This window comes from Pseudomonas sp. 1152_12, from assembly GCF_052850675.1.
Genome location: NZ_VXCW01000018.1, coordinates 1 through 20,408 on the forward strand (window position 1 = coordinate 1; position 20,408 = coordinate 20,408).

21 protein-coding genes are annotated in these 20,408 nt (G+C 58.8%); 10 read left to right on the forward strand and 11 right to left on the reverse strand.

Going from position 1 to position 20,408, the window contains the following annotated elements:
- Positions 1-110: 110 nt before the first annotated feature.
- Positions 111-1,310 carry a tyrosine--tRNA ligase gene (gene tyrS / locus FW764_RS25325; protein ID WP_446436271.1) on the reverse strand — a complete coding sequence of 400 codons (1,200 nt, stop codon included), beginning with the start codon at positions 1,308-1,310 and terminating at the stop codon, positions 111-113.
- Between the two features lie 209 nt (positions 1,311-1,519).
- Between tyrS and FW764_RS25330 the strand changes: the two genes are divergently transcribed.
- Together FW764_RS25330 and FW764_RS25335 are read left to right on the forward strand one after the other, a co-directional pair.
- Positions 1,520-2,920: a peptidoglycan DD-metalloendopeptidase family protein gene (locus tag FW764_RS25330; RefSeq protein ID WP_446436272.1), complete on the forward strand. Its 1,401-nt coding sequence runs from the start codon at positions 1,520-1,522 to the stop codon at positions 2,918-2,920.
- Positions 2,921-2,923: 3 nt separating this feature from the next.
- Positions 2,924-4,015 (forward strand): anhydro-N-acetylmuramic acid kinase, encoded by a 1,092-nt coding sequence (locus FW764_RS25335; protein WP_446436273.1) that lies wholly within the window; start codon positions 2,924-2,926, stop codon positions 4,013-4,015.
- Positions 4,016-4,091: 76 nt separating this feature from the next.
- Here FW764_RS25335 and erpA read toward each other — a convergent pair whose 3' ends face one another.
- Together erpA and argC are read right to left on the reverse strand one after the other, a co-directional pair.
- Positions 4,092-4,442 (reverse strand): iron-sulfur cluster insertion protein ErpA, encoded by a 351-nt coding sequence (erpA, locus tag FW764_RS25340; protein ID WP_003176443.1) that lies wholly within the window; start codon positions 4,440-4,442, stop codon positions 4,092-4,094.
- Positions 4,443-4,606: 164 nt separating this feature from the next.
- Positions 4,607-5,641 (reverse strand): N-acetyl-gamma-glutamyl-phosphate reductase, encoded by a 1,035-nt coding sequence (gene argC, locus FW764_RS25345; protein WP_446436274.1) that lies wholly within the window; start codon positions 5,639-5,641, stop codon positions 4,607-4,609.
- A 136-nt stretch (positions 5,642-5,777) separates the two neighbouring features.
- Between argC and hemJ the strand changes: the two genes are divergently transcribed.
- The 6 genes from hemJ to coq7 all read left to right on the forward strand — a co-directional run bounded on the left by hemJ (position 5,778) and on the right by coq7 (position 10,225).
- Positions 5,778-6,206, forward strand: coding sequence for a protoporphyrinogen oxidase HemJ (hemJ, locus tag FW764_RS25350; protein WP_446436275.1), 429 nt, complete (start codon positions 5,778-5,780; stop codon positions 6,204-6,206).
- Between the two features lie 24 nt (positions 6,207-6,230).
- Positions 6,231-7,193 (forward strand): NAD(P)H-dependent flavin oxidoreductase, encoded by a 963-nt coding sequence (locus FW764_RS25355; RefSeq protein WP_446436276.1) that lies wholly within the window; start codon positions 6,231-6,233, stop codon positions 7,191-7,193.
- Positions 7,194-7,258: 65 nt separating this feature from the next.
- The gene (locus FW764_RS25360) at positions 7,259-8,224 is read left to right on the forward strand and encodes a DUF805 domain-containing protein (RefSeq protein ID WP_446436277.1); all 966 of its coding nucleotides are present in this window, start codon (positions 7,259-7,261) and stop codon (positions 8,222-8,224) included.
- A gap of 63 nt (positions 8,225-8,287) precedes the next feature.
- Positions 8,288-9,076, forward strand: a complete 789-nt coding sequence (locus FW764_RS25365; protein WP_446436278.1) for an SDR family NAD(P)-dependent oxidoreductase — start codon at positions 8,288-8,290, stop codon at positions 9,074-9,076.
- Between the two features lie 46 nt (positions 9,077-9,122).
- Positions 9,123-9,461: a histidine triad nucleotide-binding protein gene (locus FW764_RS25370; protein ID WP_446436279.1), complete on the forward strand. Its 339-nt coding sequence runs from the start codon at positions 9,123-9,125 to the stop codon at positions 9,459-9,461.
- A gap of 116 nt (positions 9,462-9,577) precedes the next feature.
- On the forward strand, positions 9,578-10,225 hold the full coding sequence (gene coq7, locus FW764_RS25375; RefSeq protein WP_446436280.1) for a 2-polyprenyl-3-methyl-6-methoxy-1,4-benzoquinone monooxygenase: 648 nt from the start codon (positions 9,578-9,580) through the stop codon (positions 10,223-10,225).
- A gap of 66 nt (positions 10,226-10,291) precedes the next feature.
- On the opposite strand, the gene FW764_RS25380 is transcribed toward coq7, so the two are convergent.
- On the reverse strand, positions 10,292-10,714 hold the full coding sequence (locus tag FW764_RS25380; protein WP_003194686.1) for an OsmC family protein: 423 nt from the start codon (positions 10,712-10,714) through the stop codon (positions 10,292-10,294).
- Positions 10,715-10,961: 247 nt separating this feature from the next.
- On the opposite strand from FW764_RS25380, the gene crp reads away from it, so the two are divergent.
- A complete protein-coding gene (crp, locus tag FW764_RS25385; protein WP_083356506.1) occupies positions 10,962-11,606 on the forward strand; it encodes a cAMP-activated global transcriptional regulator CRP in 645 nt (214 codons plus the stop codon).
- On the opposite strand, the gene FW764_RS25390 is transcribed toward crp, so the two are convergent.
- The 4 genes from FW764_RS25390 to FW764_RS25405 all read right to left on the reverse strand — a co-directional run bounded on the left by FW764_RS25390 (position 11,603) and on the right by FW764_RS25405 (position 14,928).
- Complete coding sequence (locus FW764_RS25390) at positions 11,603-12,298, reverse strand: lipoate--protein ligase family protein (protein ID WP_446436281.1); 696 nt, start codon at positions 12,296-12,298, stop codon at positions 11,603-11,605. The genes crp and FW764_RS25390 overlap by 4 nt on opposite strands.
- 144 nt (positions 12,299-12,442) lie before the next feature.
- Entirely contained in the window at positions 12,443-13,279 is an 837-nt protein-coding gene (gene trpC / locus FW764_RS25395) for an indole-3-glycerol phosphate synthase TrpC (RefSeq protein ID WP_446436282.1), read from the reverse strand.
- A complete protein-coding gene (trpD, locus tag FW764_RS25400) occupies positions 13,276-14,325 on the reverse strand; it encodes an anthranilate phosphoribosyltransferase (protein WP_083356503.1) in 1,050 nt (349 codons plus the stop codon). The genes trpC and trpD overlap by 4 nt, the downstream gene beginning before the upstream one ends.
- A gap of 9 nt (positions 14,326-14,334) precedes the next feature.
- Positions 14,335-14,928 carry an aminodeoxychorismate/anthranilate synthase component II gene (locus tag FW764_RS25405; RefSeq protein WP_446436283.1) on the reverse strand — a complete coding sequence of 198 codons (594 nt, stop codon included), beginning with the start codon at positions 14,926-14,928 and terminating at the stop codon, positions 14,335-14,337.
- Positions 14,929-15,349: 421 nt separating this feature from the next.
- On the opposite strand from FW764_RS25405, the gene estP reads away from it, so the two are divergent.
- Positions 15,350-17,275 carry an esterase EstP gene (gene estP / locus FW764_RS25410; RefSeq protein WP_446436284.1) on the forward strand — a complete coding sequence of 642 codons (1,926 nt, stop codon included), beginning with the start codon at positions 15,350-15,352 and terminating at the stop codon, positions 17,273-17,275.
- Between the two features lie 75 nt (positions 17,276-17,350).
- Here estP and trpE read toward each other — a convergent pair whose 3' ends face one another.
- The 3 genes from trpE to rpe all read right to left on the reverse strand — a co-directional run bounded on the left by trpE (position 17,351) and on the right by rpe (position 20,390).
- Positions 17,351-18,832: an anthranilate synthase component I gene (gene trpE / locus FW764_RS25415; RefSeq protein ID WP_446436285.1), complete on the reverse strand. Its 1,482-nt coding sequence runs from the start codon at positions 18,830-18,832 to the stop codon at positions 17,351-17,353.
- A 68-nt stretch (positions 18,833-18,900) separates the two neighbouring features.
- A complete protein-coding gene (locus FW764_RS25420) occupies positions 18,901-19,719 on the reverse strand; it encodes a phosphoglycolate phosphatase (RefSeq protein WP_446436286.1) in 819 nt (272 codons plus the stop codon).
- Entirely contained in the window at positions 19,716-20,390 is a 675-nt protein-coding gene (gene rpe / locus FW764_RS25425) for a ribulose-phosphate 3-epimerase (RefSeq protein WP_446436287.1), read from the reverse strand. Before rpe ends, FW764_RS25420 begins: the two co-directional genes overlap by 4 nt.
- Between the last annotated feature and the right edge of the window lie 18 nt (positions 20,391-20,408).

The following is a 20,408-nucleotide window of genomic DNA, read 5'->3' on the forward strand; positions in this document are numbered from 1 at the left end:
CCGAATCTTGCGTAACTCTTTGTTTACCAAGGAGTTTTCCGTTTCGACTGCGCCGGAAGTGGGGCGAATTATAGACAGATATAAAACGCCGTCAACACTTAATTTCAGGTTTATTCGGATTTGAGCGTAATTCGCGCAAAAGCCTTCTTCCCGGCCTGGCAAACGTGAGTGGCACCCAGTTCGTATATAAAGGTGCGATCTACAACCTCACCATCTATACGCACGCCACCGGACCCCAACAGGTCACGCGCAACCGCCGAGTTTTTCACCAAGCCCGCCTTATTAAGGACAGCAGCAATCGGCATTGCCTCAGTTGCCAATAATTCGATCTCCGGCAGATCATCGGGCAACTCGCCATCTTTCATCCGATTACCTGCCGCACGGTGAGCACTCGCCGCAGCCTCTTCACCATGGAAGCGCGCAACGATCTCTTCCGCCAGCTTGATCTTAACGTCACGCGGATTAGCACCCGCCTCAACCTCAGCGCGCAATGCGTTGATCTCGTCCATCGAACGGAAGCTCAACAGCTCGAAGTAACGCCACATCAACGCATCTGGAATCGAAACCAGCTTGCCGTACATCACACCCGGCGCTTCTTGGATACCCACATAGTTACCCAGAGACTTGGACATTTTCTTGACGCCGTCCAACCCCTCCAACAACGGCATAGTCAGAATACACTGAGCCTCTTGCCCATACGCACGCTGCAGCTCGCGCCCCATCAACAGGTTGAATTTCTGATCAGTGCCACCCAGCTCAACATCCGCCCGCAACGCCACCGAGTCATACCCTTGAACCAGCGGGTATAGAAACTCGTGAATCGCAATCGGCTGATTGGTGGAGTAGCGCTTATCAAAGTCATCACGCTCAAGCATGCGCGCCACGGTGTACTGAGACGTCAGGCGAATGAAATCCGCCGGCCCCATCTGATCCATCCAGGTGGAGTTGAACGCCACCTCGGTCTTGGCAGGGTCGAGAATCTTGAACACCTGGGTCTTGTAGGTCTCGGCATTGTCGAGAACTTGCTCACGGGTCAGCGGCGGACGCGTCGCGCTTTTGCCGCTTGGATCACCGATCATCCCAGTGAAGTCACCTATAAGGAAGATGACCTGATGCCCCAGCTCCTGGAACTGACGCAGCTTATTAATAAGCACGGTATGGCCCAGGTGTAAATCCGGCGCGGTCGGATCGAAGCCAGCCTTAATACGCAGGGGCTGGCCACGCTTGAGCTTTTCGACCAGCTCGGCCTCGACCAACAGTTCTTCCGCACCACGTTTTATCAGCGCTAGCTGCTCTTCAACCGACTTCATAACAGACCCGCAAGGCTCAGATTCAAAAGGGAACCAACCATACAAGATCAGGGACTAATTACAAGTTTTGCCCTGCGCACGGACACCGTTCAGCAAGCCCAGCGTTCGCGAGCTTGCGCCACAGATGATTTGGTTATATTTTATACAGTTATTTCATCTTCATCATGTCATTCATCTTTTCCATTTCATCTTCAAAGTCAAAATTACTTATGACCACAGAACCGTCTAAAGCGCCGCCGCTTTACCCGAAGACCCACCTGCTCGCCGCAAGTGGTATCGCCGCCCTTCTCAGCCTGGCACTCCTGGTATTCCCTTCCAGTGACGTAGAAGCCAAACGGACATCCCTGAGCCTTGACCTGGAAAGTCCAACTGAACAACTGACACAAGATCAAGACGCTGCCGACGCGCAACAAGCCACAAATGCAGCTATTGAATCGCCGTTCGCACAGATCGAAAGCACGTCCGAAGACACTCAAGAGCAGCCTGCAGCAATCGCGACCAAGAACCCCCTGCACCGCGAAGTGATCGTGGCTAAGGGCGACACGCTCTCAACGCTGTTCGAGAAGGTTGGCCTACCCGCTGCAACTGTTAATGAGGTGCTGGCCAGCGATAAACAAGCCAAGCAGTTCACTCAGCTCAAACATGGCCAAAAGCTTGAGTTTGAGTTGACGCCCAACGGCCAGTTGAACTGGCTGCACAGCCGTGTCAGCGACCTCGAAAGCATTACCCTGACCAAAAGCGCCAGAGGCTTTGCCTTCAACCGCATTACCACAAAGCCGGTGATGCGCTCCGCCTACGTACACGGCGTGATAAACAGTTCGCTGTCGCAATCTGCCGCCCGCGCCGGCTTGTCCCACAGCATGACCATGGACATGGCCCGTGTGTTTGGCTACGACATCGACTTCGCCCAGGACATTCGCCAGGGTGACGAATTCGACGTGATCTACGAGCAGAAAGTCGCCAACGGCAAAGTCGTCGGCACCGGCAATATCCTTTCCGCGCGCTTCACCAACCGTGGCAAAACTTACACCGCCGTTCGCTACACCAACAAACAAGGCATTAGCAGCTACTACACGGCTGATGGCAACAGCATGCGCAAGGCTTTCATCCGCACCCCGGTGGACTTCGCACGCATCAGCTCGCGCTTCTCGATGGGCCGCAAACATCCAATCCTGAACAAGATCCGCGCCCACAAAGGCGTGGACTATGCCGCCCCGCGCGGCACGCCAATCAAAGCAGCCGGTGACGGCAAGGTTCTGCTCGCAGGACGTCGCGGCGGCTATGGCAATACCGTGATCATCCAGCACGGCAATACCTACCGCACGCTGTATGGCCACATGCAAGGCTTCGCCAAAGGCGTTTCGACTGGCAGCAACGTGAAGCAAGGCCAGGTAATCGGCTATATCGGCACCACCGGTCTGTCCACTGGCCCGCACTTGCACTATGAGTTCCAGGTTAACGGCGTCCATGTCGATCCACTCGGCCAGAAGCTGCCAATGGCCGACCCGATCGCCAAAGCCGAGCGCACACGCTTCCTGCAGCAAAGCCAGCCATTGATGGCACGCATGGACCAGGAGCGCTCTACCCTGCTGGCCTCGGCGAAGCGTTAAAGTATGCCGCTCTATATAGGCGTGATGTCCGGAACCAGCCTTGATGGCCTGGACATCGCCCTGATCGAACAAGGCCCGGCGATTAACCTGATCGCCACGCACTACATCCCTATGCCTGAAACCCTGCGCGCCGAACTGCTAAGCCTATGCGCCAGCGGCCCGGACGAGATCGCCCGGTCATGCGTGGCCCAGCAACACTGGGTGACCCTCGCCGCCCAAGGCGTTCATACCTTACTGCAACAGCAGAACCTTACCCCCCAAGACATTCGCGCCATTGGCAGCCACGGGCAGACTGTCCGCCACGAACCTGCCCGGGGCTTTACCGTACAGATCGGTAACCCCGCACTGCTCACCGAGCTGACCAGCATCACCGTGGTCAGCGACTTCCGCAGCCGCGACGTTGCTGCCGGTGGCCAGGGAGCCCCGCTAGTACCTGCCTTTCATGAAGCGCTGTTCGGTGAACATACCGGCAACCGTGCCGTATTAAACGTCGGTGGGTTCAGCAATCTCAGCCTGATCGAGACCGGCAAACCGGTCGCCGGCTTCGACTGCGGCCCCGGCAACGTCTTGTTGGATGCGTGGATTCACCAGCAACGAGGCGAACACTTTGACCGTGACGGCCAATGGGCAGCCAGTGGCAAAGTTGAGCCTCAACTGCTCAAAACCCTGCTCAGTGACCCGTTCTTCCAAACCAAAGGCCCGAAAAGTACCGGGCGTGAAGTCTTCAACCTGGGATGGCTGCAACAACATCTGCGCACGCTACCTGCGCTACAGCCTCAGGATGTACAAGCGACGCTGCTTGAGCTGACGGCGCAGACTATTGTTGAGTCCTTGCAGACTGCACAGCCGCAGACTGAGACGTTGCTGATCTGTGGCGGCGGCGCTCATAACGCCACAATGATGAGTCGTCTGGCGGCGTTACTGCCGTCCACTCAAGTCAGCAGCACCGCCACTTTTGGTGTTGCGCCCGACTGGGTCGAAGCCATGGCCTTTGCCTGGCTGGCACATTGCTGCCTGGAAGGCATCGCCGCCAACCGCCCCAGCGTCACTGGTGCACGTGGGCTTCGGGTGTTGGGCGCGATCTACCCGGCTTGAACCCCGGACAGCAAAACGCCGCTTGGCTTATCAAAACCAAGCGGCGTTTTTTATGCGCCCTAAATCAGGCTATCGATCAGATCGAGAACGAAGAACCGCAACCACACGTCGTGGTGGCATTAGGGTTCTTGATCACGAAACGCGAACCTTCCAGACCTTCCTGGTAATCAACCTCGGCACCTGCCAGGTACTGGAAGCTCATCGGGTCCACGACCAGGCTGACGCCCTCGCGCTCGACGATGGTGTCGTCATCGGCCACATCTTCATCAAAGGTAAAACCGTACTGAAACCCTGAACAACCGCCGCCCGTAACAAATACGCGCAGCTTCAAGCGATCATTACCCTCTTCATCGACCAGGCTCTTCACCTTGTGCGCAGCACCGTGGGTGAATTGCAAAGCCGTGGGGGTGAAGGATTCAACGCTCATGCTGATAATCTCCCGGCGTACCGCCGCCATATGCGTAATGGCGGGCATTATCCGCTTCTCCTAGAAAAGCGGTCAACTATTGTTATGGTATATCAATCTGCGCTGCCGCCCTTAAAAACACAAAAGGCCCGATCAACGGGCCTTTTGTAATCAGCCGCTGAGCCTTACGGCAACATGCCTGCGTGGGACAAGCCCAGCTTCTCATCCAGGCCGAACAGGATGTTCATGTTCTGCACGGCCTGGCCCGACGCGCCCTTGACCAGATTGTCGATCACCGACAACACCACCACCAGGTCGCCCTCCTGCGGACGATGCACTGCAATCCGGCACACGTTGGCACCGCGTACGCTGCGGGTTTCCGGGTGGCTGCCGGCTGGCATTACATCGACGAACGGTTCGTTGGCGTAGCGTTTTTCAAATAAGGCTTGCAAGTCTACCGAGCGATCGACAACGGTTGCGTACAACGTGGAGTGAATACCACGAATCATCGGCGTCAGGTGCGGCACGAAGGTCAGGCCCACGTCTTTACCGGCGGCGCGACGCAGCCCCTGGCGGATCTCCGGCAAGTGACGATGCCCTTTTACCGCATAGGCCTTCATGCTTTCCGACGTCTCGGAGTACAACGAACCCACCGCCGCGCCGCGACCGGCGCCGCTGACGCCAGACTTGCAGTCTGCAATCAGGCGCGAAGTGTCCGCCAAGCCGGCTTCGAGCAATGGCAGGAAACCCAGCTGCGTCGCGGTTGGATAGCAACCCGGCACGGCGATCAGCCGCGCTTGCTTGATCTGCTCACGATTGACTTCCGGCAGGCCGTACACCGCCTCTTCCAACAACTCTGGCGCGCCGTGTGGTTGGCCGTACCACTTGGCCCACTCATCAGCGTCCTGCAGACGGAAGTCCGCCGACAGGTCAATGACCTTGGTGCCGGCCGCTAGCAGTTCACCGGCCAGTGCATGAGCCACTCCATGCGGCGTGGCAAAGAACACCACATCACAGGCGCCAAGGGTTTTGATGTCCGGCACGCTGAACGCCAGGCCGTCATAGTGGCCTCGCAGGTTCGGGTACATATCGGCCACGGCCAGCCCGGCCTCGGATCGGGAAGTGATGACCACCACCTCAGCTTGCGGATGCTGAGCCAACAGACGCAGCAATTCGACACCGGTGTAACCCGTGCCGCCGACGATACCGACCTTGACCATAAACCTGCCCTCAACGAACCCACTGGAAAGCCGTCGATAATAGGGGCCGTATCGTCCTGCGACAACCGCCAACGTGACGTACGGGCGCATGAGCCACTACTATCTTCAGTTACCGTGAACCTGGGAATAATTAGAAATGCTCTATCTATGGATCAAAGCCTTCCACATCGTCAGCATCGTCTGCTGGTTTGCCGGGCTGTTCTACCTGCCACGCCTGTTCGTCTATCACGCGCAAAGTGAAGACACCGTCAGCAAAGAACGCTTCAGCATCATGGAGCGCAAACTCTATCGCGGCATCATGGGCCCGGCGATGATCGCCAGCCTTATATTCGGCGGCTGGCTGATCTACCTCAACCCTGCCATCTTTCAATCCGGCGCCTGGATCCACGCCAAGCTCACATTGGTCGTGCTTCTGATCGGCTACCACCATATGTGCGGCGCGCAGGTAAAACGCTTTGCCCGTGGCGAAAACACCCGCAGCCATGTCTTTTATCGCTGGTTCAATGAAGTGCCGGTTCTGATATTGCTGGCTATCGTAATTTTGGTCGTGGTCAAACCGTTTTAACTTCAATCACTCGGGGTACCTCCAATGTCGCTGCCCGCTTTGCTTGAACAACGTCTGCGCCTGCCCGTAGTGGCTGCGCCGATGTTCCTGATTTCCAACCCGCAGTTGGTCCTGGCATGCTGTCGCAATGGCGTGGTCGGGAGTTTTCCGGCGCTCAACCAGCGCGAAAGCAGCGGCTTCAAAGCCTGGCTGGAAGAAATCGAAGCGGGCTTGGCACAACAGGACAGCCCCGCGCCCTATGCCGTAAACCTGATCGTGCACAACAGCAACCCGCGCCTGGAAGCCGACCTGGCGATCTGCGTCGAGCACAAGGTGCCGATCGTGATTACCAGCCTCGGTGCGGTGAAGGAACTGGTCGATGCCGTACACAGCTATGGTGGCCTCGTGTTCCACGATGTCACCACTCGGCGCCATGCCGAGAAAGCTGCAGAAGCGGGTGTTGACGGCCTGATTGCAGTGGCTGCAGGCGCCGGGGGCCATGCCGGCACGTGGAGCCCGTTCGCACTGATTGCCGAGATACGTCAGTTCTTCGACAAAACCCTGCTGCTGGCTGGCTGCCTCAACCATGGCCACGAGATCCTTGCCGCCCAGTTGCTGGGCGCAGACCTCGCCTATTTCGGCACGCGCTTTATCGGCACCACGGAAAGCCACGCCCCGGATGCGTATAAAGAGATGCTGCTCACATCGCGCGCTGCCGACATCGTGCACACTCCCGCAGTCTCCGGCGTACCCGCCAGCTTTATGCGCCAGAGCCTGGAAAACGCCGGTTTCGACCTTGCCGCTCTACAGGGCAAAGGTGAAGTCAACTTTGGCTCCAAGCTCAAGCCGTTGGGCGACGAGGCCAAGGCCTGGAAGACTGTATGGTCAGCCGGCCAAGGTGTCGGTGAGATTAATGATTTGCCCAGCGTCGATGAACTGATTGCGCGCCTGGATGCCGAATATCGCAAAGCGCGCGAGCACGCCGTCCAGTTACAATGGCCACGCTGATAACCGCCAGGTTTGCTGATTGAAGCCCGCCTGCCCCTTCCTGATTAAGTGACAAGGATGCCTGCATGAGCGACAACCGTTTCAAGATAGTGTTTGACGGAGCCTTGCTCCCGGGTGTCGAAAGCACCACTGCCAAATTGAACCTCGCCGAGCTGTTCAAGAGCGATGTGCAAGCCATCGAAAAACTCTTCACCGGCCGCCCGGTCGCGCTCAAGCGTGACCTGTCACATTCCGATGCCGAAACCTACCTCATCGCGCTGAAAAACGCCGGTGTCGATGCACGCATCGAGCCTGAGCAACCCGTGGCCTTCAGCCTGGCCGAAGCGCACGAGACCGATCCCGGCGCCTCCGACTTCTCGCGCCCTGCGGCTTCGCCCTACGCACCGCCGCGTGCTGCCGTGGGTGAACACACTGCAGAGTTCTCAACGCTCAAGGTCTTCACCATCCACGGACGCATCGGTCGCCTGCGCTATCTGGCCTGGACGCTGGTATTGACCCTCGCACTGCTGGTCGCAGGGGGCATCATCAGTACGGCGAGCTTCGCCGTGGCAACCGCCTCGCCGACGGCGGGCATGATTCTAGGGGTGCTGCTGGGGCTCGTGCTGTTCGTCGCACTCGTTTGGGTCAGCGTACAAATCGGCGTACAGCGCCTGCACGACCTCGGCTGGTCAGGCTGGCTGTACTTTCTGAACCTTGTGCCATTCGTAAACAGCATCTTCCCACTTCTGCTGATGGTGCTGCCGGGTAATACCGGCGCCAATCAGTACGGCCCGCCGCCACCGCGCAACTCAACAGCGGTAAAAGTGTTGGCCACGCTGTGGCTGGCATTCATTCCAGTGATGCTCGCCATCGTGGTCACACTCAGCATGAACGGCTACTTGAATCAGCTCGAAGCCAACGTGGACAGCAGTTACGAAAACAGCTCGATCACCTCCGATGACGCCACCGATCAAAGCGTCACCGTTGATGAAGAAGAAGCCGTGCAAAGTGCTGACGACACGGCCGAACCTGTAGACTCTCCAGAACAGTGAAGAAACGCCCGCCGCCTGTGATGCCTCTGTCACAGGTCCGGCGGCGTTGCGATGGAGAAAGGCATGACCCGTTACGCTCTGATCACCGGTGCCTCCAGCGGTATTGGCCTGGCCTTGGCCGAAGCACTGGCGCGTCGCGGCCGCAGCTTGATTCTGGTGGCCCGCCAGCGTGATCAGTTGGAAAGCATTGCAATCGAATTGAATCAACGCTTCGGCGTCGAGGTGCTGTTTCGGGCCTGCGACCTGGGCGAGCCCTTACGCTTGTCCGGTTTTTTGCTGGAGCTTGAAGAAGGTGAGCGGCAGATCGATCTGCTGGTCAACTGCGCCGGCATCGGCACCAGTGGGCCATTCCTGGCCCAGGACTGGATGACCGAACAAGACCTGATCGAAGTCAACATCCTCGCCCTGACCCGCATGTGCCATGCTTTGGGCAATGCCATGGCGTTGCAAGGTGGCGGACAGATTCTCAACGTTGCCTCGGTGGCCGCCTTTCAACCCGGCCCTTGGATGAGCAGCTACTACGCCAGCAAGGCGTATGTGTTGCATTTCTCCGAAGGCCTGCGCGAAGAATTGAAGGCCTGTGGCATCAAGGTTTCAGTGCTGTGCCCTGGCCCTACGCAAACTGCGTTCTTCGGCACCGCGCAAATGGACACCGCCAAGTTAGCTCGCAGCGGACAACTGATGAGCGCGGAAGAAGTCGCGCTCCACACCGTGCGCGCATTGGAAAAAAACAAAGCCATCATCATTCCTGGGCGACGTAACCGCTGGCTGTCATTTAGCCCGCGTTTCAGTCCACGCTGGCTGACACGCAAGATAGCCGGCGCCATCAATAAGGCCTATTGCCCTCGCTGACAGCCTGGGTACACTCCCCTTGCACTTTCACCATGGAGAAACAGCTGTGGATACTCTGTTCACCAAGATCATCAACAGGGAAATACCGGCGAATATCATCTACGAAGATGACCAGGTCCTCGCGTTCCACGATATTGCCCCTATGGCGCCCGTGCATTTTCTGGTCATTCCAAAAAAGCCGATTCGCACACTCAACGACCTCACTGAAGAAGACAAGGCACTGGCTGGCCACATTCTGTTCACCGCTCAGCGGCTGGCAGTAGAACAAGGCTGCGAGAAAGGTTTTCGCGTCGTAATGAACTGCAATGAAGAAGGCGGTCAGACCGTTTATCACATTCATATGCACGTGCTGGGTCAGCGCCAGATGAACTGGCCACCGGGCTGATCTGCCTTGAGGCATAGGTCGTGGCTCCAGGCTGCGACGCATGCCCTTGACTCAGCGCAAACGCTTCGCCCTCTCTTGCGGTAAACTGGCCGCCGAGATTCTTCCCGGAGGTCAGCATGACTACCCAACGTCACTACTCGCCGATTGACCGTCTGTTGCTGCAAGCCGACATGGCCATGCGCACACTGTTGCCGTTCAGCGGCCAACCGTACCGCCCATCGCCTGCAATCGTGCAACCGGACGCAAAGATGAACGAGACCGACACCCGCCATGTCGCCGGCCTGATGCGCATCAACCATACCGGCGAAGTCTGTGCCCAGGCGCTGTACCAAGGCCAGGCGCTGACCGCCAAGCTGCCGCAAGTACGCGCAGCGATGGAGCATGCGGCCGAGGAAGAAATCGACCACCTGGCTTGGTGCGAGCAACGTATTCGCCAACTGGGCAGCCATCCCAGTGTGCTGAACCCACTGTTTTACGGTTTGTCGTTTGGTATCGGTGCAGCTGCAGGCCTGATCAGCGACAAAGTCAGCCTTGGGTTTGTTGCCGCGACGGAGCATCAGGTGTGCAAGCACCTGGATGAACATCTGGAGCAACTGCCGGCCGAAGACGAGAAGTCCCGGGCGATTCTGGAGCAGATGCGCATTGATGAAGAACACCACGCAGACAGCGCATTAGATGCAGGCGGTTTCCGCTTTCCGGCACCGGTCAGGTTTGGCATGAGCCTTTTGGCCAAGGTCATGACCAACAGCACCTACCGAATATAGATGCATAAAATCTGAGCCACAAAGAAGGGCGCCATCAAGGCGCCCTTCTTTTTTGCCGACTGGCGGTCAACCCAACTCGATGATCTCGTAATCATGAGTGATGACCACACCGGCCGCGCCGAGCATGATTGACGCCGAGCAATACTTCTCGGCCGACAGCTCGATGGCGCGCTTGACCTGGGCTTCCTTCAGCGCCCGCCCCTTCACCACGAAATGCATGTGGATCTTGGTAAACACCTTGGGGTCTTCAGTGGCGCGCTCGGCTTCCAGAAAGGCTTCGCAGCTTTCCACGGCCTGACGGGATTTCTTAAGGATGCTGACCACGTCGAAATTGCTGCAACCGCCTACACCCAGCAGGAGCATTTCCATCGGGCGTACGCCCAGGTTACGGCCACCAGCTTCCGGCGGGCCGTCCATGACCACGACATGGCCACTGCCCGATTCACCGAGGAACATGGCCTCGCCCGCCCATTGGATGCGTGCCTTCATCGCCCAGACTCCACTGCTAAAAAAGGGTCGCCAGCTTAGCACAGGGCCTGGAAACAGCAGCTTTCTTCCTGAAAACGAACAATGACAGCATTTGCCCGGTAAATTCCTCAATCGGGGCAGAATGTGTCTGGTAAGCTGGCGCCAATTCAATGGCGCATTGCCATCTTTTGTGCAGCGTGTATCAATGCTGACGCCGCTGGATAAAAATAAATCCAACCACACCGTGCAGTCTTTTCGGGATACAACCATGGTTGCTCTTACTCCCACACCCAAGATCAAGAACCTCGACAAGCTGTTGATGCACTGCCAGCGCCGGCGTTATCCGGCCAAGCACAACATCATCTGCGCGGGCGAACGCTCCGAAACACTGTTCTTCATTATCAAGGGTTCGGTCACCATCCTGATTGAGGATGAAGACGGCCGCGAAATGATCATCGCGTATTTAAATACCGGTGATTTCTTCGGCGAGCTGGGGCTATTTGAACAGGCTGGCAAAGAGCAGGAACGCAGCGCCTGGGTACGAGCCAAGGTTGAATGCGAAGTCGCCGAAATCAGTTACGCGAAATTTCGCGAATTAGCCCAGCATGATCCCGACATCCTTTACGCCCTGAGCGGTCAGATTGCCCAGCGACTGCGCGACACCACACGCAAAGTCGGCGACCTGGCGTTCTTTGACGTCACCGGCCGTGTAGCCCGTTGCCTGCTGGAACTGTGCAAACAACCTGACGCCATGACCCACCCGGATGGCATGCAGATCAAAGTCACACGCCAGGAAATCGGGCGCATTGTCGGCTGCTCACGGGAAATGGTCGGTCGCGTGCTCAAAGACCTGGAAGAACGCAACCTGGTGCACGTCAAAGGCAAAACGATGGTGGTGTTCGGTACGCGTTAACCCGGTAGGAACTCCGCCAGCATCTGCCGGTACAACGTATCCAGACGGTTGATCGCATCCGGTGCGGGAAAGGCTTCGTGCAACGCGATATGGCTATCGGCACGTACCCGCTGGTCAAGGCCACAAGCTTCATTGAAGCGGTTGACCGCCGCAATCAACTCCTCGCGGTCGTTATCCAGCAGCAAAGCCCCGTGCACCAAGCCCACGGGGCGGCCACCGCTCTGCCGCCAGCGCTGGGCAGTGCCCACCATCTTGCGACCGTTGAGGTTGACGTTATAGCGACCGTCGCAGAAAGCACCGTCGATTTCACCGACGGATGCATCGCCACCCAGTTCGATCAACACGTCGCAAATCGGCTGGCACAAGCGCTGGTAACCGGTTTCGATGCGGCCCTGATCGCCTTCGCTGCGCGGCGGCGCGTAAACCAAGGCAATATTGATAGTCGCGGCAGACTGCGGCACCGGTTCACCGCCCGTTTCACGCAGTAACACCGGCCAACCGGCATCGGTCGAGACCTGGCTGGCTGCTTCAAAAGCCGGCAAACGGCTCAATCGGCGCGGCATGACCAGTGCTTGATCGCTGGGCTGCCAGAACAGCAGCCCGAACGCCTGCTCACCGGCGCAAACCGCCGCCAGCAGGTCTTGCTCAGCGGCGAGGCCTGCTTCGACGGTCATCGATACGGGTTGAGTCATCAAACACCTGCCTATCTGAATAAACACGAAACCAAATGTGTGAGGGGGCTTGCTCCCGATTGCGGTGGATCAGCCAGAACATCTGTAACTGAAGTACCGCTATCGGGAGCAAGCCCCCTCCCACATTTTTAACCGCACTCCAAATCAGTCTAATGTCGAACCGCTGACCACCGCTCCGCGCTCCGGGAAGAACAAACGCTGCAGTTCCGCCCCCGGGTTTTCGGCGCGCATGAAGGTTTCGCCGACCAGGAACGAGTACACGCCGCTGATTTCCATCAGTTCAACATCAGCGCGGTTGACGATGCCACTCTCGGTAATTACCAGGCGGTCACGTGGAATACGCGGCAGCAGGTCCAAAGTGTTTTCCAGGCTGACTTCAAACGTGTGCAGGTTACGGTTATTGACCCCCACCAACGGTGTGTCGAGGGTTTTCAGTGCTCGCTCCAGCTCATCGCCGTCGTGCACTTCCACCAGCACATCCAGGCCGACGCTTTTGGCCACGGCCGCAAGCTCAGCCATCTTCACGTCATCCAGTGCGGAGACGATCAGCAGCACGCAATCGGCGCCCAGGGCACGGGCTTCGACGATTTGATAGGGGTCGACCATGAAGTCCTTGCGGATTACCGGCAACTTGCACGCAGCGCGGGCCTGTTGCAGGAACAGGTCGCAACCCTGGAAGAAGTCGATGTCGGTCAGTACCGACAGGCAGGTTGCGCCGCCCTTCTCATAGCTGACGGCAATGTCAGCCGGCACGAAGTGCTCGCGGATCACGCCTTTGCTCGGCGAGGCCTTCTTGACCTCGGCGATCACCGCCGGCTGCTTGAGCTTGGCCTGGGCAATCAAGGCATTGGCGAAACCACGCGGCGCATCGGCAATCTTCGCCAGGGCTTCCAACTCGGCCAGGCTGACACGGGCGCGGCGCTCAGCGACTTCTTCTGCCTTGCGGGCCAGGATCTTTTCCAGAACGGTCGGCACACTCATCCTTCATTCTCCATCTTGAACACCGCAGTAAAGGCACCCAGTTCTTCGAGCTTCTCGCGAGCGAGCCCGGTATGCAATGCGTCATGTGCGAGGGCAACGCCCTCTTTAAGACTGTAAGCGTGATCGGCGGCATACAGTGCCGCACCGGCATTCAGTACGATCATCTCGGCAGCTTTCTGGCCATTTTCTGTTTTGCGACGCCCCAGGGCATCACGAATCAGCTCCAGCGAGGCCGCCGGGCTTTCCACCGACAGGCCATGCAAGCTCTGGCTTTTCATGCCGAGGTCTTCGGGTTCAACCCAATACTCAGTGACTTGGTCGTTCTTAAGCTCCGCCACAAAGGTCGGCGCCGCCAGGCTGAATTCGTCCAGGCCGTCTTTGGAATGCACCACCAGCACATGCTTGCTGCCCAGCCGTTGCAAGACTTCAGCCAGCGGACGACACAGTGCCTGGCTGAACACGCCGACCACCTGATGTTTCACACCGGCCGGATTCGTAAGCGGGCCGAGCATGTTGAACAAGGTGCGCAGGCCAAGGTCCTTGCGCGGGCCAGCGGCGTGTTTCATCGCGCCGTGGTGGGACTGGGCAAACATAAAGCCAATGCCGACGCTGTCGATGCAGCGCGCCACTTGTACCGGCGTCAGGTTCAGGTAGATCCCGGCCGCTTCCAGCAAATCGGCGCTGCCGCTTTTGCCGGAGACCGCACGGTTACCATGCTTGGCCACAGTGCAACCGGCCGCGGCGACCACAAAGGAGGAAGCCGTCGACACGTTGAAGATATTTGCACCGTCACCGCCGGTGCCGACCACATCGACCACACCGTCGAGGGTCTTGAGTTCGACCTTGTCGGCCAGCTCACGCATGACCGACACGGCACCGACGATTTCGTCGATGCTTTCGCTCTTCATACGCATTGCCATCATGAACGCGCCAATCTGCGCGTCGGTGCATTGACCGGTCATGATTTCGCGCATCACATCGCTCATTTCAGCGGTGCTCAGGTCCAGGTGGCCGACGATACGGCCCAGGGCAGTCTTGATATCCATGGAAAGTCCTTAGCGCGTGCCGCCGCTCTGCTTGAGAAAGTTAGCGAACAGCTCGTAGCCCTGCTCGGTCAGGATCGACTCGGGGTGAAATTGCACCCCTTCGATATTCAGTGTTTTGTGGCGCAGGCCCATGATCTCATCGACCGATCCATCTTCCAGTTGGGTCCAGGCCGTCAGCTCGAGGCACTCCGGTAAGGTCTCACGCTTGACCACCAGCGAGTGGTAGCGGGTTACCGTCACCGGAAGGTTCAGACCGTGGAACACGCCCACGTCTCTGTGGAACACCGGACTGGTCTTGCCATGCATCACCTGACGCGCGCGTACCACATCACCGCCAAAGGCTTGCCCAATGGATTGGTGGCCCAGGCACACGCCCAGGATCGGCAACTTACCGGCGAAATATTTGATCGCTTCCAGGGACACGCCGGCTTCGGTTGGCGTGCAAGGGCCAGGCGAAACCACAATGCGCTCCGGGTTCAAGGCGGCGATTTCGGCGACGGTCAGTTCATCGTTGCGCACCACCTTGACCTCGGCACCGAGTTCTCCCAGGTACTGCACAACGTTGTAAGTAAAGGAGTCGTAGTTATCAATCATCAGCAACATGTGGGTTCAAACCTCTTGAATTCACTGATTTCAAATGACCGCCTTCCAAGCGTGTGACCCGCTGCCAGACGCACTTTCCGGTTGCCAGGGTTAGCGGGCAAGGGGCGTCAAACAACGGGTGAAGAAGGCAAATCGGTACAGGTCCGGCCAGGCCGGCAGAGAAAAATGTCAGGCGCGCCAACGCCAACGGGCGTGTGCCTTGACTACTCGCATCAAGAGTTTGCTGATGATCAACACGGGAAGGGTCTCATTCATACGTTCAGGCACAGTAACGTAGCCTCGCCAGCGGTGCAATATGGAGCAGCACATACGCGGGCTGCGGCAGAGCCTTTGTAGGAAAAAACTATTTTCTTCGCAAAGATCCCTCACTACATTGCTAGTGTTTCGCTTCCGATACAAAAACAACTAAATGGAATTTCGCATGCTCAGACCACCGTTTTTCGCGCCTTTGGCTGCCGGTTTCCTCCTGTCACTGGCCTGTGCGCAGGCGCTTGCGGCCCCGTCGCCGTACTCAACCATGATCGTTTTTGGCGACAGCCTGGCCGACGCTGGCACATTTCCCGATGGTTCGTCCGGCGCGACGTTGCGTTTTACCAACCGTACCGGGCCTACGTTCCAGGGCGACTATGGGCTGGTGTCTTCGACCTTGCTGGGCTCCAAACTCGGTGTAGCGCCAAACGACCTGAACGCCTCCACCTCGCCGGTTCGCGCGTCCCAAGGTTTGCCTGACGGCAACAACTGGGCTGTCGGCGGTTACCGTACCGACAATATCCTGGACTCCATCACCTCGATCTCCGATGCGGCGATCCCACCTGGCAACCCCGGTGGCGGCACCGTCCTGCGCAGTCGCCAGGGTTATCTTCCGGCAAACAGCGGGCGGGCCGACCCCAACGCGCTGTATTTCCTGTCCGGTGGTGGCAATGACTTCCTGCAAGGGCGCGTGCTCAGCCCCGGCCAAGCCGTTGCCGCCGGCGGGCGCCTGGCTGACAGCGCCCAAGTGCTGCAACAAGCCGGCGCGCGCTACATCATGGTGTGGATGCTGCCCGACCTGGGCCTGACGCCCGCGATTAACGGCACGCCACTGCAGGCGTCGAGCTCAGCCCTGAGCACTGTCTTCAACCAATCACTGGTGCAGCGCCTGTCACAGATCGATGCACAGATCATTGCGTTGAATATCCCGCTGCTGTTGAAGGAAACCTTCGCCGATCCGGCGCGCTTTGGCCTGGCCACCGGCCAGAACCTTACCGGCACCTGTTTCAGCGGTAACAGCTGCACGGCCAACCCGACCTACGGCATTGGTGGCACTAACCCGGACCCGACCAAGCTGATCTACAACGACTCGGTCCATCCGACTATCGCCGGGCAACGGTTGATCGCCGACTACGCCTACTCACTGCTCGCGGCGCCATGGGAACTCACTTTGCTGCCGGAGATGGCCCAAGGCACCTTGCGCGCCCATCAAGATGAACTGCGCGGCCAATGGCAGACTGACAACGGCCAATGGCAAGCAATCGGCCAGTGGCGCGCCATTGTCGCCGGTGGTGGCCAGCATCTGGATTTCGATGACCAACGTAGCTCGGCCAGTGGAGACGGCAGTGGCTACAATCTGAATATCGGCGGCAGCTACCGGCTCGACGAAAACTGGCGCGTCGGCGTTGCAGCCGGCCTGTATCGCCAGACACTCGAAGCCGGCGCCAGCGATTCGGACTACAGGCTCAACAGCTACATGGGTAGCGCATTCGCGCAATACCAGCAAAATCACTGGTGGGCCGATGCCGCGCTGACCGGCGGCAAGCTGGACTTCGACAGCCTCAAGCGTAAGTTCGCCCTGGGCGTCAGCGAAGGCTCGGAAAAAGGCGACACCGATGGCTGGCTGTGGGCATTGAGCGGCCGAGTAGGCTATGACATCGCCGGCCCCGGTAGCGACTGGCATCTGTCACCGTTCATCAGCGCCGACTATGCGCGGGTCGAAGTGAACGGCTACTCGGAAAAAGACAACCGCTCGACCGCGCTGACGTTTGATGATCAGCAACGCGACTCAAAGCGTCTTGGTGCTGGCTTGCAGGGCAGCTACCGTGTCACGCCGCAAACTCAAGTGTTTGGCGAAGTGGCCCACGAGCATGAGTTCGAAAACGACACGCAAAAGGTGAAGATGTCGCTCAACAGCGTGCAGGGGATCGATTTCAAACTGGACGGCTACACGCCCCGCAGCAACTCGGACCGTTTGAGTATGGGCGTCAGCCACAGGCTGACTCAGGAACTGGCGTTGCGGGCGGCATATAACTTGAGGAAGGATGACAACCTGACCCAACAAGGCGTGAGTGTCGGGGTTAGCCTGGATTTCTAAACCGGTCATAAGGCCAGCGCAAAACCCATGTGGGAGGGAGCAAGCCCCCTCCCACATTTTGATCTACATCTGGCTTCAGCCCTGCGGCGTTTGCTCGGCCAGCGCCACCGCACGGAACATCGCGCGGCGCTTGTTCAGGGTCTCTTCCCATTCCAGCGCCGGCACCGAGTCAGCCACAATCCCGCCACCGGCCTGCACATGCAGTTCGCCGTCCTTGATCACCGCAGTACGGATCGCAATCGCGGTGTCCATGTTGCCGTTCCAGGCGAAATACCCCACGGCACCGCCGTAGACGCCACGTTTGACCGGCTCCAGCTCGTCGATGATTTCCATCGCGCGAATCTTCGGCGCACCCGACAAGGTGCCCGCAGGCAGAATCGCTCGCAGAGCATCCATCGCGGTCAAACCGGCTTTCAGCTCGCCGGTGACGTTGGACACAATGTGCATCACGTTGGAATACCGCTCGATGACCATCTTCTCGGTGAGCTTCACCGAGCCGATTTCCGAAACGCGCCCAGTGTCGTTACGTCCCAGGTCGATGAGCATCAAGTGCTCGGCAATTTCCTTGTCGTCGCTCAGCAGGTCTTCTTCCAGCGCCAAATCAGCTTCTTCGGTCGCGCCACGTGGGCGAGTACCGGCGATCGGGCGCACGGTGATCAGGTTGTCTTCGACGCGAACCAGCACTTCCGGCGAGCTGCCCACGACGTGGAAGTCACCGAAGTTGAAGAAGTACATATACGGCGTCGGGTTGAAGCAACGCAGCGCACGGTAAAGGTCAATCGGCGCGGCCTTGAAATCGATGGACATGCGTTGCGACGGCACCACCTGCATGCAGTCACCGGCGAGGATGTATTCCTTGATCGTATCGACGGCACGCTCGTAGTCATCCTGGGTAAAGCTGGAACGGAACACCGGGTCGGCGGCCGGTGGGCGGCTGAGGTCCAGGCCACGGCGCGGGGTGATCGGCTGGCGCAGTTTGTCCAGCAGCGCTTCGAGGCAGGCCTGACCTTGCTCGAAGGCATCGGCCTGGGCCGGGTCAGCGAGGACAATTGCGTGCATCTTGCCGGCGAGGTTGTCGAACACCACCACCGCGTCAGAGACCATCAACAGAATGTCCGGCACGCCCAGCGGGTCCGGGTTCGGGCATTTGCCCAGGCGTTTTTCCACGTAGCGCACGCAATCGTAGCCGAAATACCCCACCAGACCACCGTTGAAGCGCGGCAGGCCAGCGATGGTCGGCACGTTGTAACGCGCTTTGAATGCCTCGACGAAGGCCAGCGGGTCTTCAACATCGTGGCTTTCGATCTCGACGCCATCCAGCGTGATGCTCACATGATGATCATGCACGCGCATCACGGTGCGGCACGGCAGGCCGATGATCGAGTAACGGCCCCACTTCTCGCCGCCCTGTACCGATTCCAGCAGGTAGGAGTTGGGCTCGTCGGCCAGCTTCAAATAGATCGACAGCGGCGTATCGAAGTCGGCCAAGGTTTCGCAGGCCAAGGGGATACGGTTATAGCCGGCAGCGGCCAAACGCAGGAATTCTTCGCGGATCATGAGGTGCCTCGTGGCATGAGGGTCAAACGGTCAGGTGTGCAAACGTGCCGCAGCGCGGCCAGGATCAGTCAGGCGCGCCAACGCCAGCGGGCCAGGGCCTTGATGACTTTCATCCACAGTTTGCGAGTGACCACCACGATAGCGTTTCCAGAAGGGGACGGTTCGATGTCGGGCAACGTTATCTCAGCGCCCGCTCCCAAGCAACCGGGGATTAGCAGTCGCAGGTCATCAATCACCAGTGCCGGCGATTCTTCGGCAATCGGCCGGCCATGGTTATAGCCGTAGCTCAAGGCCACGCACTTCACGCCCGCCGCTTTGGCGGCCAGCACGTCACTGCGCGAATCACCGACAAACAACGATTGGGAGGCTGGGATATTGGCCATTTTCATTACGAAAAACAGCGCCGCCGGGTCGGGTTTCTTCTGCGGCAAGGTATCGCCACCGATAATCCAGCGGAAATACCGGCCGATCTTCATATGGTCCAACAAAGGCGCGACGAAGCGTTCCGGCTTGTTGGTGATCAAGGCCATTTCCACGCCTTGCTTGTGCAGCCATTTGAGGGTATCGCGCACGCCGGGGTATACCACGGTCAACTCGTGGCCGTCCTCGTAGGCGGCGTTGAACAATTGCAGGGCGTGTTCGGCCTCCACATCGTCGACATCTTCGGCATCGATGTGGTTGGCCAGAGCCCGGCGCACCAACATCTGCACGCCGTTGCCGACCCACTCACGCACCGACTCGACACCCGCAGGCTTGCGCCCCAGCTTGAGCAGCATCTGGTTCACCGCCGCCGCCAGGTCCGGCACCGAGTCGATCAAGGTACCGTCCAGATCGAACATCACCAGCCGTGGCAGTTTGCCGGGGAACAGCTGCTCAAAGCCGCTCATGGACGCGCCAGCGCCAGTTCGGCACGCATATTGTCGATAACCTCCTGGTAATCCGGGGCATTGAAGATCGCCGAGCCGGCCACGAAGGTATCGGCACCCGCAGCGGCGATTTCGCGGATATTGTTGACGTTGACCCCGCCGTCGATTTCCAGGCGGATATCACGCCCCGACGCATCGATCAGCGCGCGGGCTTCGCGCAGCTTGTTGAGCGTGCCAGGGATGAATTTCTGCCCGCCGAAACCTGGGTTGACGCTCATCAGCAAGACCATATCAACCTTGTCCATCACGTACTCAAGCACGCTCAGTGGGGTGGCCGGGTTGAACACCAGGCCCGCCTTGCAACCGCCTTCGCGGATCAGTTGCAGGGTGCGGTCGACGTGCAGCGTGGCTTCCGGGTGGAAGGTGATGTAGGTCGCACCGGCCTCGATGAAGTCACCGACGATACGGTCTACCGGGCTGACCATCAGGTGCGCATCAATCGGCGCAGTGATGCCGTACTTACGCAGTGCCGCGCAGACCATCGGGCCGATGGTCAAGTTAGGCACATAGTGGTTGTCCATGACATCGAAGTGCACGAAGTCGGCGCCGGAGGCCAACACCTTGTCCACTTCCTCACCCAGGCGGGCGAAATCGGCGGAGAGAATCGATGGAGCGATAACGAAGGGCTGCATGACGCACCTTTTTTGAGC

What these genes read in the sequence shown, in the direction of transcription:
- tyrS (WP_446436271.1), bottom strand. Translation starts at nt 1,310, where the DNA reads ATGAAGTCGGTTGAAGAGCAGCTAGCGCTGATAAAACGTGGTGCGGAA.
- FW764_RS25330 (WP_446436272.1), top strand. Translation starts at nt 1,520, where the DNA reads ATGACCACAGAACCGTCTAAAGCGCCGCCGCTTTACCCGAAGACCCAC.
- FW764_RS25335 (WP_446436273.1), top strand. Translation starts at nt 2,924, where the DNA reads ATGCCGCTCTATATAGGCGTGATGTCCGGAACCAGCCTTGATGGCCTG.
- erpA (WP_003176443.1), bottom strand. Translation starts at nt 4,442, where the DNA reads ATGAGCGTTGAATCCTTCACCCCCACGGCTTTGCAATTCACCCACGGT.
- argC (WP_446436274.1), bottom strand. Translation starts at nt 5,641, where the DNA reads ATGGTCAAGGTCGGTATCGTCGGCGGCACGGGTTACACCGGTGTCGAA.
- hemJ (WP_446436275.1), top strand. Translation starts at nt 5,778, where the DNA reads ATGCTCTATCTATGGATCAAAGCCTTCCACATCGTCAGCATCGTCTGC.
- FW764_RS25355 (WP_446436276.1), top strand. Translation starts at nt 6,231, where the DNA reads ATGTCGCTGCCCGCTTTGCTTGAACAACGTCTGCGCCTGCCCGTAGTG.
- FW764_RS25360 (WP_446436277.1), top strand. Translation starts at nt 7,259, where the DNA reads ATGAGCGACAACCGTTTCAAGATAGTGTTTGACGGAGCCTTGCTCCCG.
- FW764_RS25365 (WP_446436278.1), top strand. Translation starts at nt 8,288, where the DNA reads ATGACCCGTTACGCTCTGATCACCGGTGCCTCCAGCGGTATTGGCCTG.
- coq7 (WP_446436280.1), top strand. Translation starts at nt 9,578, where the DNA reads ATGACTACCCAACGTCACTACTCGCCGATTGACCGTCTGTTGCTGCAA.
- FW764_RS25380 (WP_003194686.1), bottom strand. Translation starts at nt 10,714, where the DNA reads ATGAAGGCACGCATCCAATGGGCGGGCGAGGCCATGTTCCTCGGTGAA.
- crp (WP_083356506.1), top strand. Translation starts at nt 10,962, where the DNA reads ATGGTTGCTCTTACTCCCACACCCAAGATCAAGAACCTCGACAAGCTG.
- FW764_RS25390 (WP_446436281.1), bottom strand. Translation starts at nt 12,298, where the DNA reads ATGACTCAACCCGTATCGATGACCGTCGAAGCAGGCCTCGCCGCTGAG.
- trpC (WP_446436282.1), bottom strand. Translation starts at nt 13,279, where the DNA reads ATGAGTGTGCCGACCGTTCTGGAAAAGATCCTGGCCCGCAAGGCAGAA.
- trpD (WP_083356503.1), bottom strand. Translation starts at nt 14,325, where the DNA reads ATGGATATCAAGACTGCCCTGGGCCGTATCGTCGGCCACCTGGACCTG.
- FW764_RS25405 (WP_446436283.1), bottom strand. Translation starts at nt 14,928, where the DNA reads ATGTTGCTGATGATTGATAACTACGACTCCTTTACTTACAACGTTGTG.
- estP (WP_446436284.1), top strand. Translation starts at nt 15,350, where the DNA reads ATGCTCAGACCACCGTTTTTCGCGCCTTTGGCTGCCGGTTTCCTCCTG.
- trpE (WP_446436285.1), bottom strand. Translation starts at nt 18,832, where the DNA reads ATGATCCGCGAAGAATTCCTGCGTTTGGCCGCTGCCGGCTATAACCGT.
- FW764_RS25420 (WP_446436286.1), bottom strand. Translation starts at nt 19,719, where the DNA reads ATGAGCGGCTTTGAGCAGCTGTTCCCCGGCAAACTGCCACGGCTGGTG.
- rpe (WP_446436287.1), bottom strand. Translation starts at nt 20,390, where the DNA reads ATGCAGCCCTTCGTTATCGCTCCATCGATTCTCTCCGCCGATTTCGCC.